Origin of the sequence: Streptococcus australis, from assembly GCF_901543175.1 — a bacterium.
GTDB lineage: Bacteria > Bacillota > Bacilli > Lactobacillales > Streptococcaceae > Streptococcus > Streptococcus australis_A.
Map to the genome: position 1 here is coordinate 1,421,922 of NZ_LR594040.1, position 16,997 is coordinate 1,438,918.

The window sequence follows — 16,997 nt, forward strand, 5'->3', positions numbered from 1 at the left end:
GAAAGAAAAAGATAGCAGGCTGAAAAACCTACTATCTCCTTCTAATTTTACAAAGCCAAATGATTAAAATTATTCTCTTACTTTTCTCTCTTTTTCCCCATTGCAAACAAGCCAAGGAAGAAAGCTGTTAGTCCTAGTGAGGCAAGGAGTCCACTCTCCTTATTCCCTGTATCAGGAAGTTTCTGCTGAGCAAGAGGAGCTTTGTAAGTATAATCTTCTGCAGCAAGAGTTACAAGCGAATTAGCACCCTTATATTCTGCAATTTCATGTACAGCTGCATCGGCTACATTAACCCCACCTTTAAACTCTGGAAGTTCATGGACTGCCGCCTCAACAGCATTAACTCCGCCTGTGTATTCTGACTTCTCGACTGTCGGAGCTGGCTCTTCGCCGGATGTCCCTAGTGGGCCTGTGTACTCTGGCAGTTCATGAACTGCGGCCTCAACAGCATTAACTCCGCCTGTAAATTCAGGCTTATCTACTTTTGGTGCTGCTTCTTCGCCTACTGTTGCCAAAGGACCTGTGTACTCCAGCACTTCATGGACTGCGGCCTCAACAGCATTAACTCCGCCTGAAAATTCAGGCTTAGCTACTTTTGGTGCTGCTTCTTCGCCTACTGTTGCCAAAGGACCTGTGTACTCCGGCACTTCATGGACTGCAGCCTCAACAGCATTAACTCCTCCTGTAAATCCAGGCTTCTCGACTGTTGGGGCTGGCTCTTCGCCAGCTGTCCCTAGTGGGCCTGTGTACTCTGGAAGTTCATGGACTGCTGCTTCAACAGCATTCACACCGCCTGTATATTCTGGCTTCTCGACTGTTGGAGCTACCTCGTCGCCCGCTGTGCCTAATGAACCTGTATATTCTGGAAGTTTATGGACTGCCGCCTCAACAGCGTTGACACCGCCTGTAAATTCAGGTTTATCAACCGTTGGAGCTGCTTCTTCGCCTACTGTTGCTAACGGACCTGTGTACTCTGGAACTTCTGTCACAGCCGCTTCTTCTGCATTAACACCTCCTGTGAATTCAGGCTTATCAACCGTTGGAGCTGGCTCTTCGCCTGCTGTACCTAGTGGGCCTGTGTATTCTGGCTTCTCGACTGTTGGAGCTGGCTCTTCGCCCGCTGTACCTAATGGGCCTGTGTATTCTGGCACTTCATGAACAGCAGCTTCACTTCCGTTCATTCCATTCGAAAGCTTAGCCCCAGCCACAGAGACTGGTAAATTATGCATACTTTCAATTGCACCTTCTGCCAGACCTGTAACTTTTTGACCCATATCCTCTGAATCCACTGTAAATAGGAGGGTTTTCGTATCATACTGGGTCATGAAACGTGCTGTTTTACCATTTGCCAATTGAAGGGTTGGAGCCTTGTTGACCAATACTTCCGAATCAAACTCCATCGCAAGAATACCTGGCCATTTTTCAATCGCGTATTTCACTTTTGCTTCTTTAGGAGAAATCCAATCCTTGGTCAAGAAATCCCAGTTGAATTTCTTGAAGGAAAGTGTATATGGAACACCTCCAGGCGCATGGTGCTCATATAAAAGTCCAAATTCATCTGGCCCAATTTGTTGAAGTGAGTTATAAGCATACTCGCCTTCTTGAATCAAATGGTGGTGCAACCAAGTTAACTGGCCATCTTTTTCTACACGAGCCACTCGAATATAGCCATTTTTACGACCTGGACCATTCGCATTTGCCAAGAGAATATACTCTTTACCATTTTGAACCGTATGAGTCGCAGCCATTTGAACATAAACATCTGGTACATCGTAGCGATCAACGTGATTGTCCCAAGTTAGACCACCGTCATGACTAGTTGCAACCTGTAGATCACCTGTCAAACCACGCATAAATAGTTTGAGATCCCCATTGTTTAACTGAACAACTGAAGCCTCGGTATTTTGAGCATAATAATTGTTCATGGTGCTTGAATCCACCACGGTACCATCATAAAGTTTACGATTGTCATTGACACCACCACCCATATGCCATGTTTTACCATGATCGTCTGAGTAGATGATTCGAGATGATTGGGAACCATTGAGGTGGTTGGTACGATTAGTCGTATAGACAGGAACGACAATCCGACCTTTATGTGGCCCAGTACGAAGGGTAATCCCCACTCCAGGACCTACACCTAAGAATTTCATCCAATCGGCTTTGACCATCGGAGTGATATCTTGAGGTGCTGACCAGGTCTTCCCGTCATCATCACTGTAGGACATCCATAGGTAACTATCCTTAGCAATTCTAAATGGGGAAGTTTTGTTTGTTGTGAAATAGATATTGCCTAATAGCTGGTCACCCTTGTATAAATCACCCTTGTCGCTATAGGCTGGTTTGACAGGATCTACAACAACGCGGTAGTCCGTCGCCTTGCCATCTGGTGTGTAGACAGTACCATTTTCTCGAATGGTATAAGCTTCCTTTTCTCCTTCACGATAGAGGATTTGATAGATTTTACCATTGATTTCTTTGTAGGCCTCTTCTTTTTGCGAAGACATCCCAAAGATTCCTTTTCCTTCTGGGAACATGTCATAAATGGCAAAGATGCGTTTGGTCTCAGGATCTTGAGTCAAGGTCATGTCGATGTTCACTGGTGAACCGATCGATGGGTCAGAAGCTTTTGGATTGTCACGTAAGTTGGTAATGGTTACTCGGTCTCCCCAAGTTTTACCATTGTCTTCACTACGTCTGATGACCATACCGATATCACCCCAGTCACTCGAATGGAGACGGCGTTCATCCGCACCTGCAATCAGAGTTCCTTTATCTGTCTTGAGAAGAGCTGGAATACGATAACTCTTGATTCCATCTTTATTTGGTTTGTTGTTCATTCCCCCTTCAAAGACGTCTTCTTTCTCTGAGATTTTCGCACCTTCTGGAAGTTTCTTCTCCAAATCACCTCTTTCAAATAGTTGACTTCTAGTCTGAACTTCTTCTGGACTTAAGGCACGATCATAAACGGTTAGGTTTCGAACTTGTAGATTTGATGCCCAAACTGTTTTATTGCCCCGTTTGGTTGCTCCAAGTTGAGCTTGATTAACATCTGGCATATCTTTGATGAAGTTACCAGATTTTAGACTTGTTCGAGATAATACTCCGTTCACATAGAGACGCACTCGACCATGAGGTAACTCTGCTGTCGGTTTTTCAACTGTAAAGGTCACTGAGTTCCACTGGCCAGGACGTACTTGCAAAGGGGCATCCGTATATTTATCATAGAACTGCTCCCCTTTAGCCCCGCGTCCTTCAATAAGAGCTGTATTATCAAGGACCGACATAGTAAAGTACTCATTTTCCTTAGTGTCACTGGATACAGAGAAGAGATTGTAAAAGCGTGGAGCTTTGGCATCTGGCTTAAACTCCATATGAACAGTTGCGTTTTCAAGTTTCTTTAGCTTCTCTAATTCACTTGATAAATCAACTCTCTGACCATTTGCCGCATTGGTTTCAACATCTTCTTTTTCTAGGACAGGATTGGCATTTTGTAGATCCCTTGAATAATAATCACGAGGAAGCGCTCCCTGGTCTTCTGTTTCTTCTTCATGCTCGCTTCCTTGGTCAGGGGTATCGCTAGATGGAGAAGCTTCTGACTCCGTATTCTCATTCTTTTTTAAATGATCTTGATCCACTTCAACTCCGTTGTCCTGAGCTGCTGCCAATTTACCAGCCAAGTTCTTATCCAAATGTTCAAGATCTCCAGAAGACACTTCTTTTGGTAACTCTGATAATCCTTGCCCTTGACCAGATTTGACAGTTTCTGTATTGGCTCCAGCTTGCTCTTGAGCTAAAACTGGCGAAACTCCAAATACAACTGTACCAATCACTACCGATGCCGCCCCAACTGCAAATTTTCGAATTCCGTATCGTTGTTTTCGATGTAAAGAGTTGTAATTCATGTTTGTCCTTCCATTTTTCATAAAAATAAAGCGCTTTCTTTTCTTCTTAAAATTTTTAGTTCCTCCAACTAAACAAGTAAAAAGAAAGTAACCGACTGAATGAGACCTCCCATTCTTCAAACGTCCACTGTTCTTATTCTCTGATCAAACAGCGGAAAGTTTCCTCCTTTCGCATAATACCTTTCCCTTATTATACAATAAACTTTGAACTTTATAGCTAAATTGATATAGAATAGATTTTACTTTTAAGACTATTTTAATATTTTAAATTTTCTAAAAGTACTTTCAGAGCTTTGTGACAAAAAAGAGAGCGAGTGCCCTCTCAAAGTTATTTTTTTACATAAGAAAAAGAAATCTCACTACCACAGAGCCAATTGTAGACTTGGTCATTGACAAAAACATTCATGGCTTCGTGGGCATACTCAGACATGATACGATAGGCCTTATCGCAAGTTAGACGATTATAAATCGCAAACTGGGTAATAGGATAGCAAACATCGTCATCCAAGCCCGTGATCATCTTGACCTCTCCTTTGATCCGATGGGCAAGATTCTTCACATCGATATAGGCAAGGGTCGCCATGATTTCCTCCTCTGTTTCATGGAAGGGATCGTGGAACTTGAAATAACGGAAGAGTTCATCATAGGCTTCACTGGTATTGCCAATCTCAAGCACTCGTCTAAAGTCAGACAAGAAGGGATAGATGGCAACTGTTCGCTGAATCCGAGGATTAAGCGCTGCTGCAACCAGGGCTAAAGCTCCTCCCTGTGAGGCACCATAGCTAGAAAGTCTTTCCTCATCTACCTGTGGCAGACTAGCAACAATTTCGATCAACTGGTAAATATCCAGATAGACATCCTTATAAAAGAGCTGGTCTCGTCCTTCAACGGCACCACGGATAATGTGCCCCTTGACCGTATTTCCTAGTGGTGAGCGCAAGCCGTCTTGTGAATAGCCCGACTGGCCTCGAACGTCCATAGAAACAACACCGTAACCAGCCACAGTATAGGCCAGCATGTCAGCCCAATCCCAACCACGCCCCATGTAGCCATGGAAATGGAAGATTAGCGGAACCTTCTCCTCAGTCTTTGGAAGGACGACGCGTGCATAGACCTTTCCTTCATTAGTTCCCTCAAAGATTAGCTCATAGCACTTTACTTGAGGAATATGGAAATCCTTTTCCTCCAACTGGTAGGCAGGAAGAACTGAAACTTTTTTGACTTCCTCATCCCAGAAAACATCAAAGTCTTCTGGGACCTCATCCCTTCCTTTATAAATCTTGATTTCTTCTAGCAAAGCTGGATTTTTCATAGCATGCTCCTTTTGATCTGTAATCGCTATCATAACTGTAGCATATCTAAGAAAGCAATGCAAGAAAGAAGGGTAATACCCTTCGAAAATCATATTCAAACCACGTCAACGTCGCCTTGCCGTACTCAAGCACAGCCTGCGGCCAGTTTCCTAGTTTGCTCTTTGATTTTCATTGAGTATAAACAGAAAGTGATTTTAGATTCTCCTCCCTCAAACTGATCGTCTGAAAGTAGTTTTAAAAATAAAAAGAGCGTTTCCGCTCTTTGTGTATCAATAAGTGCTAGCTCCTTTCTCTTGTTTGACGGTTTGAAACTTCTTTTGGTAGGTCACTTTAATAGTCATCTGAGAGTCCTCGTTTCTTTTTGATGACTCTAGTATAAGACCCAAACCTAAAAGCTAGCTTATAGATTTCTTAGAAAAGGCTTAATCCAGATATTCTCTCTTTTCTAGGTGGAGAGCAATCATGCGCCATTCTGGATCCTCTTGCCAGTTTGGTAGTGAACTGATATAGGTGGCTATTTTTCTAGCTTCTTCTAAAATCGGAAAGTCTTCGATAATATCAGCCACTTGGAACTCTGGGAGACCTGACTGTCTAGTTCCAAAAATCTCACCAGAACCGCGCATTTTCAAATCTTCCTCAGCAAGGACAAATCCGTTTGTGGTTTCTGTCATGATGCGCATGCGGTCTTTCCCAGACTCAGTCTTAGGATTGGCAACAAGAACAGCATAGGACTGCTTGTCCCCCCGACCAACACGACCTCTGAGCTGGTGAAGCTGGCTGAGACCGAACCGATCGGCATCCATTATGATCATGACTGTTGCATTGGGGACATTGACTCCAACCTCGATAACAGTTGTAGATACTAGAATATCTGTTTTTCTCTCTTTGAAATCCTGCATAATCTGGTCTTTTTCGTCACTCTTCATCTTACCATGTAGAAGAGCCACTTCGGCCTTACCTGCAAAATGAGCTGTTAACTCCTCTGATAAGGCAATGGCATTTTTGAGATCCAAAGCTTCTGATTCTTCAATCAAGGGAGAGATGACGTAGGCTTGAGAACCTTTCTGAATTTCTCCCTCTAACCAAGTCAACACCTGAGGTAGTTGTTCATGCTTGATCCAACGTGTCACAATGGGTTTCCGACCTGCGGGCATCTGGTCGATAATGGAAACATCCATATCACCAAAGGCTGTGATGGCCAAAGTCCGTGGAATGGGAGTCGCCGTCATCATGAGGGCATCTGGATTGTCCCCTTTTTCACGTAGAACACGCCTTTGCCCCACACCAAAACGGTGCTGCTCATCGATGATAATCAAACCAAGACGGGCATACTGCACCCCATCCTGAATCAGTGCATGGGTCCCGATAATCAAATCGGCCTCACCTTTTGCTATGGTCTCCAAGACTTCTCTTTTTTCTGCAGCTTTCAAGGATCCTGTCAAGAGAGCGAGTTTCGAGTCTGGAAAGAGACCCTGTAGACTTTCAAAGTGTTGCTCTGCTAGGATTTCTGTCGGTACCATGAGAGCAGCCTGGTACCCAGCTGTCACTGCCGCAAACATGGCTAAACCTGCGACCACCGTTTTTCCGCTCCCCACATCTCCTTGCAGGAGACGATTCATATGGTGGTCAGACTTCATGTCGGCCAAAATTTCCTGCAAACTCTTTTCTTGAGCTGGGGTCAGGGCAAAAGGAAGATTTTCTTTAGCAGCTGTCACCTTTTCCTGAGACCAATTCAGAACTAGACCGCTTCCTTGAACTCTATTTTCAGACTTGAGCGTCTGTAACTGCATTTGGAAGTAAAAGAGTTCCTCAAACTTGATACGACGAAGGGCCTGCTTATATTCTGCCAGATCCTTAGGAAAATGCATGGCACGAACTGCCTGACAACGGGACATGAGTTTGTATTTGTCCAGCAAAGACTGGGGAAGATTTTCCTCTACCAAGAGGTCCAACCCTTGATCAAAGGCTGTCTTGATAACCTTGACCAGCCCTGCCTGACTGATTCCTTGAGCCAGTCGATAGACAGGCTGGAGGTCATCTTCCACCTGAGCCAGAACCTTCATCCCAGTCAGACTGGCCTTAGCCCGATCCCATTTTCCAAAAACGGCAAGAGTTGCTCCCAATTCTATCTTATCTGCTAGATAAGGCTGGTTAAAGAAATTTACCGCAAAAACAACTTCTCCCTGTTTGAGACTAAAGCGCAAGCGATTACGCTTAAAACCATAATACTGGATACTGGCAGGAGTCACTACCTGACCAGACAGAACAGCCTTTTCACCATCTTCTAGTTCCAATACCTGCTTGGTCTTGAAATCTTCATAACGGAAAGGAAAGTAGAGCAAGAGATCTTGCAAGTTTTCAATTCCTAGTTTGGCGTACTTCTCTGCTGACTTTGGTCCCACACCAGGCAAGACATGCAAGGGTTGGTGTAAATTCATGCTCCACTCCTTTCTTTTTATACTCTTCGAAAATCAAATTCAAACTACGTCAGCGTCGCCTTACCGTACTCAAGTACAGCCTGCGGCTAGCTTCCTAGTTTGCTCTTTGATTTTCATTGAGTATTAGTAATACTCTCTCGGAATGCGATCGCTAAGGAGACAAACCACCTCATAGTTAATGGTGCCACGGTAGACTGCTACCTGAGTTGCCGTGATTTCCTTATCTCCGTCAGAGCCAATCAAGGTTACCTTGGTTCCAAGTGGGTAAACCTTAGGTAGACGAATGGTGATTTGGTCCATCGAAACCCTGCCGACGATTGGGCAAGCTTGTCCATCTACCAAGACGGAGAAATTCTGCATGTCTCGTGTCCAACCATCCGCATAGCCGATTGGTACCGTCGCAATGACTTGCTCACTATCCGCCTGATAGGTTGCTCCATAGCCCATGCAAGCTCCAGCTGGAACTGTTTTGACATGAACAAGGGCAGATTGCAAGGTCAAGGCTGGTGTCAAGTCATAAGGCAAGTCCAAGACCTCTCCGCTTGGGTTGAGACCATACATAGCATCTCCCATACGGACTGCATTGAAAATAGTCTCTGCATGCCAAAGAGTCGTGGCAGAATTGCTGGCATGGATCAGCTCTGGCACTTCCTTCATACTTGACAGAATGGTTTTAAATCGTTCCAACTGGGCATTAAAGTAAGTATCTGATGCTTCATCTGCAGTCGCAAAGTGAGTAAAGACTCCCTCAACGCGAGCACCCTTTTGCTTGAGCAAGTCATGAGCCTGCTCAGCCTCACTGGCCTCTCTAAAACCAATCCGTCCCATCCCTGAGTCAATCTTGAGGTGAACCGATAAGCCTGCTAGGTCTGCCTCCCTAGATAAGAGTGTTTGAATCCACTCCAACCCTGCCACTGTCAAGGTGATGTCGTATTCTTTAGCTAGGGAAACAGCTTCTAGCTCAGAAACTCCTAAGATGAGGATTTTCTTGTTTATACCTGCTTGACGCAACTCGATAGCTTCATCGATATTGGAAACGCAAAATCCATCAACATCATCTTGAATCGCCGTTGCAACGGCAACAGCCCCATGACCATAGGCATTGGCCTTGACCACTGCCCACTTGAGCGTTCCTTCAGGGATATGAGCCTCCATTTGCTGAATATTTTGTCGAATGGCTCCCAGATGAATCAGAGCCTTGGTTGGTCTATGTGGACTAGCTTTCATGATTTTCCTCCAAAATGACACTGGCTGTCACAAACTGATCTGTATGGCTGATAGACAGCCAAATCTTCCCTGAAAATGGAGCCTGATTAAAATAGGGAGCCCCGCGTTCATTGTTCAAAACTTCCAAATCCTGAAAGGTCAGCTTGCCAATACCAGTTCCCATAGCCTTGGAAAAGGCTTCCTTAGCCGACCAGCGACCAGCCAAATATTCGATCTGTCTGCGCCCTTTGAGACTGGTAAATCGCTCCATTTCCTTAGTTGTCAGCACGCGCTTAGCAAAGTCCTCACGTCGTGTAACTGCGTTTTCTATCGAAGCCAATTCTTCGATATCAATTCCGTGTCCAACTATCATACTCATAAAAGGAGCTGAGATTCCCCCAACTCCATCCTTTTCACTTATTTTGTTAAGGTAGTATAAATTTCTTCTACCAAAGCTACTGTATTTTCCCAACCTAGACAAGGGTCAGTTATAGAGCAACCAAAGACCTCTGGTTGATTTTGGCGACCATCTGCTAGGTAAGATTCGATCATAAAGCCTCGAACCGTCTTTTTAATCTTTTCATTCCAATCACGATTCAGCAAGGCTTGACGAACAATGCGAATTTGTTCCATATACTGCTTGCCTGAATTGTCATGATTGGTATCGATGATAATGAAGGGATTTTCAAGCCCCATGGTCTCATAACGATTGATGGCATTTAAGAGTGTTTCATAGTAGAAATTGGGTTCATTTTTACCATATTCGTTCATGGCACCACGAAGGATAACGTGGGCCAAGGGATTTCCTGAAGTTTCCACTTCTTGACCGTGGTAAAGGAAGGTTTGCTTGTTTTGAGCCGCATAGATGGCATTAAACATGACTCCAAGGTTCCCAGATGTTGGATTTTTCATCCCAACCGGAGCATCAATTCCAGAAGCTACAAAGCGGTGTTCCTGGTCTTCCACTGAACGAGCCCCTACAGCATGGTAGCTGACCAGGTCATCAACCAAAACGAGATTTGACGGATAAAGCATCTCATCAGCTGTCGTCAATCCAGTTTCGGTAATCACTCGGTAGTGCAACTGACGAACAGCCTGCAAACCATTGATGAGACTAGGCGCTTCGCTGGTATTTGGTTGATGAATCATGCCTTTATAGCCATCTCCATTAGTACGAGGTTTAGCCGTATAAACACGCATCACGATAAAGATTTTATCCGCGACTTTTTTCTGCAAGTCTGCTAAGCGATGAGCATATTCAAGCACAGCTTCTTCATTGTCTGAAGAGCACGGCCCTATCACCAAAAGGATTCGGTCATCCTCACCCGAAATGATGGCTGCCAACTCTCTGTCACGGGCTTCTTTTTTTCGCAAGGCTTCACCTGACAACTGAGTCGCAGCCTTGATTGCTTCAATATCAATTTCTTGACCTTTTTCGATAAATGCCATCTTACTCTCCTAGCGTTTGGTAAATTTCGCGAACAAGTGCTTCTGTGTTGTCCCATCCGAGACACGGATCTGTAATGGACTTACCAAAAACTTCTGGCTCATTTTGACGTCCATCTTCCAGATAGGACTCAATCATAAAACCACGAACATATTTTTTGATCTTCTCATTCCAGTCACGGTTGATCAAGGTCTGACGAACGATACGGATTTGATCCATGTACTGCTTGCCTGAATTGTCATGATTGGTATCGATGATGATAAAGGGATTTTCCAAGCCCATCTTTTCATACTGGGCAATGGTATCCATCAAATTGTCATAGTAGTAATTAGGAATATTTTTCCCATATTCATTCAAGGCACCACGAAGAATGGCGTGGGACAATGGATTCCCTGTTGTTTCCACCTCTTTACCGAGGAAAAGGAAACTCTGTTTATTTTGCGCTGCGTAAATCCCGTTAAACATAACATTGAGATTTCCAGATGTTGGATTTTTAAATCCTGTTGAAAAGTCTGCTCCACTCGCTACAAAACGGTGCTGTTGATCCTCTACAGAACGAGCTCCAACAGCCATATAAGAAATCAAATCATCCACCAGCGGAAGATTTTCAGGATAAAGCATCTCATCAGCTGTTGTCATTCCCGTCTCGGTAATCACACGGTAGTGCAGTTGGCGAACAGCCTTGATCCCATTGATCAAGCTAGGAGTTTCTGTCGCATTTGGTTGATGAATCAAGCCCTTATAGCCATCTCCATTGGTACGAGGTTTAGCCGTATAGACACGCATGACCATAAAAATACGGTCTTTGACCTCTTCTTGCAAAGCAGACAAGCGCTTGGCATACTCGAGAACCGCCTCTTCGTTATCAGATGAACATGGTCCAATCACCAAGAGAATACGCTGGTCTTCCCCACGGATGATGGCTTCCAATTCCTGATCACGTTGATTTTTTCTCGCAAGAGCTGCTCCCTCTAATTTAGACAAGGCGCGAACTTCTTCAATGTTAATTTTAGGACTTTTAGCTGTAAATACCATGATTCATCTCCTTATAAAGCAAACGGACACCAAGCAAAAATGTATTTTCACCAGGTATCCGCCTGTATCTTATCTCATATTATTGTCTCTTACCATGACAGTTCTTGAATTTCTTACCTGATCCACATGGGCATTGGTCATTTCGTCCGATTTGGCTCAAGTCCACATCTGCTGGAAGATGAGTCTGCTGTGCTGCGATATTACGAGTCGCAGTTGTACTGATATTGTGTTCCGTTTGAGGACGTTCTTGTTCGTGGATTTGTGCTTTCATCATCAAGCGGGTCACATCGAACTCAATCGATCCGATCATGTCGTTAAACATGCGGAAACCTTCTGCTTGATATTCTACAACAGGGTTGTTTTGGGCATATCCACGAAGACCAACAGCATTTCGCAACTGGTCAAGAGCATCGATATGGTCTGTCCACTTGTTGTCTACAACACGTAGAATCAAGACTTTTTGGAATTCTTTAACCGCCTCTTCATCACGAAGTTTGGCAACTTGACTATCATAAACCTTCAATGCACGTTGATACAGCTCATCTTTGATGGCTTGATCTGACAGACCTGCAAGATCTGAACGGCTAATTGAATCTTCTGGAAGCAAGTTATACTTAGCGAAGTTCAAGATTGCTTCCAATTTTTCATCTTCTTTCGAACGAGAATGTGCATCTACGATTCGTCCAATTGTACGGCGGATCATAGCATGAATCTCAGGTGCCAAATCACGGTCGGCAGTAATGACATCATAACGTTGTGCATAGATGATCTCACGTTGTTCACGCATGACATCATCGTATTGAAGGACCTGTTTACGTGTATCGTAGTTATTCCCCTCAACGCGTTTCTGAGCTGCTTCCACTTGACGCGTTAGCATGCGAGATTCGATGGCTTCATCAGACATGTTGAGACGTTCAAAGATACCTTTCAAGCGTTCTGAACCGAAACGTTTCATCAAATCATCTTCAAGAGACAAGTAGAATTGTGACTCACCTGGGTCTCCTTGACGCCCTGAACGTCCACGAAGTTGATTATCAATACGGCGACTTTCGTGGCGTTCTGTACCAATGACGCAAAGTCCACCTAACTCACGAACTCCTTCACCGAGCTTAATGTCGGTACCACGACCGGCCATGTTGGTTGCGATGGTAACCGCACCACGCTGACCAGCATTCATGATTATTTGAGCTTCTCTGTAGTGGTTTTTCGCATTCAAGACTTCGTGAGGAACACTAGCTTCGACCAATTTCTTAGAAAGAAAATCACTGGTTTCAACGGCAACCGTACCTACCAAGACTGGCTGACCTTTTTGATAACGTGCCTTCACATCTTCCACTACAGCCTTGAATTTTGCATCAAGACTTGCATAGAGAAGATCTGAGTGGTCGATACGTTGGATTGGACGGTTGGTTGGGATTGGGATGACACGGATGTTGTAGATTTCACGGAATTCTTCTTCTTCTGTTTTACCAGTACCTGTCATACCTGCCAATTTCTTATACATACGGAAGAGGTTTTGGTAGGTGATAGAAGCTGAAGTCTTGGTCTCGTCTTGGATTGGTACACCTTCTTTTGCTTCAATCGCTTGGTGCAAACCATCAGAGTAACGACGACCTTCCATGGTACGACCTGTAAATTGATCGACAATCAGGATTTCCTGCTCTTCGCTGACCACATAGTCAATATCGAGAATCATGATGTAGTTGGCACGAAGGGCATTATCGATAAAGTGAGTAAGAGCTACATTTTCAATATCGTAGAGATTTTCCAGTTTGAAATAGCTCTCAGCCTTGTCAATCCCTGAATCAGACAAACCAATAGTCTTAGACTGAATGTCGATGATATAGTCATCTTTGTCCAAAGATTTGACAAAGTGATCCGCCATGTGGTAGAGTTGGCTAGTCTCAACTGCATTGGCACCTGAAACGATCAAAGGAGTACGAGCCTCATCAATCAAGATCGAGTCAACCTCATCGACCAAAGCATAGTTGAGCGGACGCTGTACCATGTTTTCTGCCCGAACAACCATGTTGTCACGAAGGTAGTCGAAACCAATCTCTGAGTTAGTCGAATAGGTAATATCACAGAGATAGGCTTCTTTCTTCTCCATTGGTGACTTAGCAGCCAAATTAATCCCTACTGACAAACCAAGCCATGAATACAATTCACCCATCTCAGTCGCATCACGTTCTGTTAGATACTCGTTGACCGTTACTACGTGAACCCCTTCACCTGCTAGAGCGTTGAGGTATACCGGCATGGTCGCTGTCAAGGTTTTTCCTTCACCAGTACGCATTTCTGGCACATCTCCATGGTGGAGGACAATCCCACCCATGACCTGAACTTTATATGGGAAAAGTCCAAGAACACGCTTGGCAGCTTCACGTACTACCGCAAAAGCCTCATAGAGCAATGAATCCAGCGATTCACCCTTATTGTAACGTTCCTTAAATTCATCTGTTTTTGCTTTCAGCTGGTCATCCGTCAAGGCTGCCATCTGATCTTCATATTTGAGAACCTTGTCTGCCATCTTTTCCAGACGCCGAAGTTCTCCTTTATCATTTTCAATAATCGTTTTTAAAATATTAGCCATTATTTTCCTTACTTTAGATTCTCAATATTTTAGAATGTTCTTTTAATTCTAGCACATTTGCTCTTAATTTTCAAGAAAGAATCCGCGCTTCAAAAGGGAAAAGACATCTCTAAAATCCACTTTTTTCAATCTTCTGTCAGCATTTTTTTATTTTTTGTTCGTGATGCATGATTGATGATCCAAGCACAACTTGGACTTAGCTCCTCCTTCTGCCAAGTTTGAAGAATCCTTTCAAACTTATCAGGGTCTTCCTTGTACAAATCATTTAGATTATTGGCTACACTTTTTTGAATGGACTTGTCTCTATCATCCTTTAGATTGGTCAAAATAGTGATAAAATCCTCAAAATAATCTAATACCACGGTTTGTCTTTTGGCCCAAGGCAGACGGATACGCATACATTCGCTGGCAAGTCTACGAACACGCAAATTTTCATCCTGACTCCATTCTAACAGCAAAGCCATTGTATCCTTAGGATAGCGAGCCAGTAAGGGCCTCATGCAAAATTCTCCAGTAAATCGCTTGGTGAGTTCCTTACTAAAGGCAGCACTCAATTCAAATTCTTGGTCCCCGTATAGCTCTACATATTTACCGATTGGCCAAAGCCAATATCCTTCCGAAAACATGCCTAAACCACCTTCTAACTCAGGACCTAAAATTTTCTCAAAAACCTTGAGAGAGTCCTGATAAGATAGGGGAAGGCAGTCTTTGATACTTTGAGCCAAGAGTTCTTGCCGCTGACTAAACTCCAACTCTTCCAAGTCTTTTTCCAGCAACAAGCTAAATTTTTGTCCATCAAAGGCATCGGACGCTTCTTGCAACCGTCGACTCAAATCCCTAGCATAAGCCAAATCATAATAATCCTTTACTTTTTTCGCCATTTTCAAATCCCTTAATCTTCTGTTTACGGGACTTATTATATCATACAGATAGCCTGTCAACAAAATCATTTTTACATCTCCAACTATTTTAACAAGAAAGTAAAAAGGACTAGAAGCAAATCTAGTCCAACAATTTTTAATGTTTAATTCCCCAAAAATACTGGTAATAAGCCAAAGTACAAAAAGAGATTGATCCAGAAGGCCATGCAAAATAGCACTCCAAAAAGGAAGAGACTCATCTTTTTAGTCAGTACTGAGAAAAAGATTGCCAATACACCAAAAACGACAAAGAGTTTTTTCATGATGAAAAAATAAACTGAAACTCCTCCTATTTGAAATCCCCAAGGAAGAAAAAATACTAGCAACCAGAGTAAGCAAATCGCAAGAATATAGGTTTTGTAGTATTGATGAATGAACTGCTTTATTTTGAACATCGGAACCTCCTCTAAACTTTAGCTATTGATGGATGTCCTCGTTTTGTTCTCTTGTTTCAGCTTGAACATTCTCTTTAAACAGGCATATATTTTCCAGTCATTCACAAGAGACAAAAAAACTAAAAGGAACCATATCCCCCACCTTGTTAAATCCATCGGATTTTTCAAGACAAAATTGAAAATCAAGAATGAAAAAACTGTAAAAGCGATACTGAACAAAGCCCACAGAGGGAGGTAAATCCAGTAAAAGTAATAGAAAAACGTGAAATATTTACTATCTTTGTCCGCTTTCTCAATCCAATGAAAAAAATAAAAGTAGGGTGACAAAAGCAATAATATAAAAAATTTCTCCATCACACACCTCTTTTTGATAACGTTTCTTTGATTTCATTCTATCAAAAAGATCTGGAAATGTCTTCCCAGATCTTGCTTGTTTATTTCCTCTTTCTTGCAATCAAATGAATCGGGGTTCCTTCAAAGACAAAGGCCTTGCGGATTTGATTTTCCAAGAAACGCAGGTAAGAGAAATGCATGAGTTCTTCTTCGTTAACAAAGATGACAAAGGTTGGTGGCTTGGTTGCCACTTGGGTTGCGTAGAAAATCTTGAGGCGTTTTCCTTTGTCTGTCGGTGTTGGATTGATAGCAATGGCATCCATGATGACATCGTTCAAGACAGCTGATGGAATACGTGTGTTTTGACTTTCACTGATTTGCTTGATCATCTCAGGTAGTTTGTGGAGACGTTGCTTGGTCAAAGCTGAAACAAAGACAATCGGTGCGTAAGGCAGGTATTGGAACTGCTCACGGATATCTTCTTCCCATTTCTTCATGGTGTGGTTGTCTTTCTCAAGGGTATCCCACTTATTGACCACGATGATCATCCCTTTACCTGCTTCGTGGGCGAAACCTGCGATACGCTTGTCGTACTCACGAATACCTTCTTCTGCATTGAGGACCATCAAGACTACGTCTGAACGGTCAATGGCACGCATAGCACGCATGACAGAGTATTTCTCCGTATTTTCGTAGACTTTACCAGACTTACGCATACCAGCCGTATCAATCATGGTAAACTCTTGTCCATCCGCATCTGTAAAATGGGTATCAATGGCATCACGCGTTGTTCCAGCTACTGGACTGGCAATCACGCGATCTTCTCCCAAAATAGCGTTGATCAAGCTTGATTTCCCAACGTTTGGACGGCCAATTAAGCTGAATTTAATGACATCTGGATTTTCTTCTTCGACTTCATGTGGTAGATTTTCCACGATGGCATCCAGAACATCCCCTGTCCCGATTCCATGGACAGATGAGATGGGTAGCGGTTCACCCAAGCCTAGCGCATAGAAATCAAAGATATCATTTCGCATCTCAGGATTGTCAACCTTGTTAACTGCTAGGATAACAGGCTTATGGGTTTTATAGAGTTTGCGAGCTACGTACTCGTCCGCATCTGTAATCCCTTCTTTACCAGAAACGACAAAGACGATGACATCTGCTTCTTCCATGGCAATTTCTGCCTGGTGTTTGATTTGCTCCATGAAGGGAGCATCGACGTCGTCAATCCCTCCAGTATCAATCATACTGAAAGAACGGTTGAGCCACTCACCCGTTGCATAGATACGGTCACGTGTCACACCCTCGACATCTTCTACGATTGAGATTCGCTCACCAGCGATTCGGTTAAATAGGGTTGATTTCCCAACATTGGGACGTCCTACAATGGCAACAGTTGGTAAGGCCAT

The 16,997-nt window shown here is 43.5% G+C and carries 12 protein-coding genes; all 12 read right to left on the reverse strand.

Annotated elements, in window-relative coordinates:
• Positions 1–77 precede the first annotated feature (77 nt).
• Positions 78–3,905: an SIALI-17 repeat-containing surface protein gene (locus FGK98_RS07215; protein ID WP_138100647.1), complete on the reverse strand. Its 3,828-nt coding sequence runs from the start codon at positions 3,903–3,905 to the stop codon at positions 78–80.
• A gap of 328 nt (positions 3,906–4,233) precedes the next feature.
• Positions 4,234–5,217, reverse strand: coding sequence for an acetylxylan esterase (locus FGK98_RS07220; protein ID WP_138101053.1), 984 nt, complete (start codon positions 5,215–5,217; stop codon positions 4,234–4,236).
• A gap of 423 nt (positions 5,218–5,640) precedes the next feature.
• Positions 5,641–7,656 (reverse strand): ATP-dependent DNA helicase RecG, encoded by a 2,016-nt coding sequence (gene recG / locus FGK98_RS07230; protein ID WP_138100649.1) that lies wholly within the window; start codon positions 7,654–7,656, stop codon positions 5,641–5,643.
• Positions 7,657–7,779: 123 nt separating this feature from the next.
• Positions 7,780–8,883, reverse strand: a complete 1,104-nt coding sequence (gene alr / locus FGK98_RS07240) for an alanine racemase (RefSeq protein WP_138100650.1) — start codon at positions 8,881–8,883, stop codon at positions 7,780–7,782.
• On the reverse strand, positions 8,873–9,235 hold the full coding sequence (acpS, locus tag FGK98_RS07245; RefSeq protein ID WP_138101054.1) for a holo-ACP synthase: 363 nt from the start codon (positions 9,233–9,235) through the stop codon (positions 8,873–8,875). Before acpS ends, alr begins: the two co-directional genes overlap by 11 nt.
• Before the next feature lie 44 nt (positions 9,236–9,279).
• On the reverse strand, positions 9,280–10,311 hold the full coding sequence (locus FGK98_RS07250) for a 3-deoxy-7-phosphoheptulonate synthase (protein ID WP_138100651.1): 1,032 nt from the start codon (positions 10,309–10,311) through the stop codon (positions 9,280–9,282).
• Position 10,312: 1 nt separating this feature from the next.
• Positions 10,313–11,344 (reverse strand): 3-deoxy-7-phosphoheptulonate synthase, encoded by a 1,032-nt coding sequence (locus tag FGK98_RS07255; protein WP_138100652.1) that lies wholly within the window; start codon positions 11,342–11,344, stop codon positions 10,313–10,315.
• A 79-nt stretch (positions 11,345–11,423) separates the two neighbouring features.
• Entirely contained in the window at positions 11,424–13,937 is a 2,514-nt protein-coding gene (gene secA / locus FGK98_RS07260; protein WP_138100653.1) for a preprotein translocase subunit SecA, read from the reverse strand.
• Between the two features lie 125 nt (positions 13,938–14,062).
• The gene (locus FGK98_RS07265; RefSeq protein ID WP_138100654.1) at positions 14,063–14,818 is read right to left on the reverse strand and encodes a DNA alkylation repair protein; all 756 of its coding nucleotides are present in this window, start codon (positions 14,816–14,818) and stop codon (positions 14,063–14,065) included.
• Between the two features lie 143 nt (positions 14,819–14,961).
• Positions 14,962–15,252 (reverse strand): hypothetical protein, encoded by a 291-nt coding sequence (locus FGK98_RS10130; protein WP_138100655.1) that lies wholly within the window; start codon positions 15,250–15,252, stop codon positions 14,962–14,964.
• 18 nt (positions 15,253–15,270) lie between these two features.
• A complete protein-coding gene (locus tag FGK98_RS10135) occupies positions 15,271–15,606 on the reverse strand; it encodes a hypothetical protein (protein WP_241993347.1) in 336 nt (111 codons plus the stop codon).
• An 80-nt stretch (positions 15,607–15,686) separates the two neighbouring features.
• Positions 15,687–16,997 (reverse strand): ribosome biogenesis GTPase Der, encoded by a 1,311-nt coding sequence (der, locus tag FGK98_RS07280; protein ID WP_061417210.1) that lies wholly within the window; start codon positions 16,995–16,997, stop codon positions 15,687–15,689.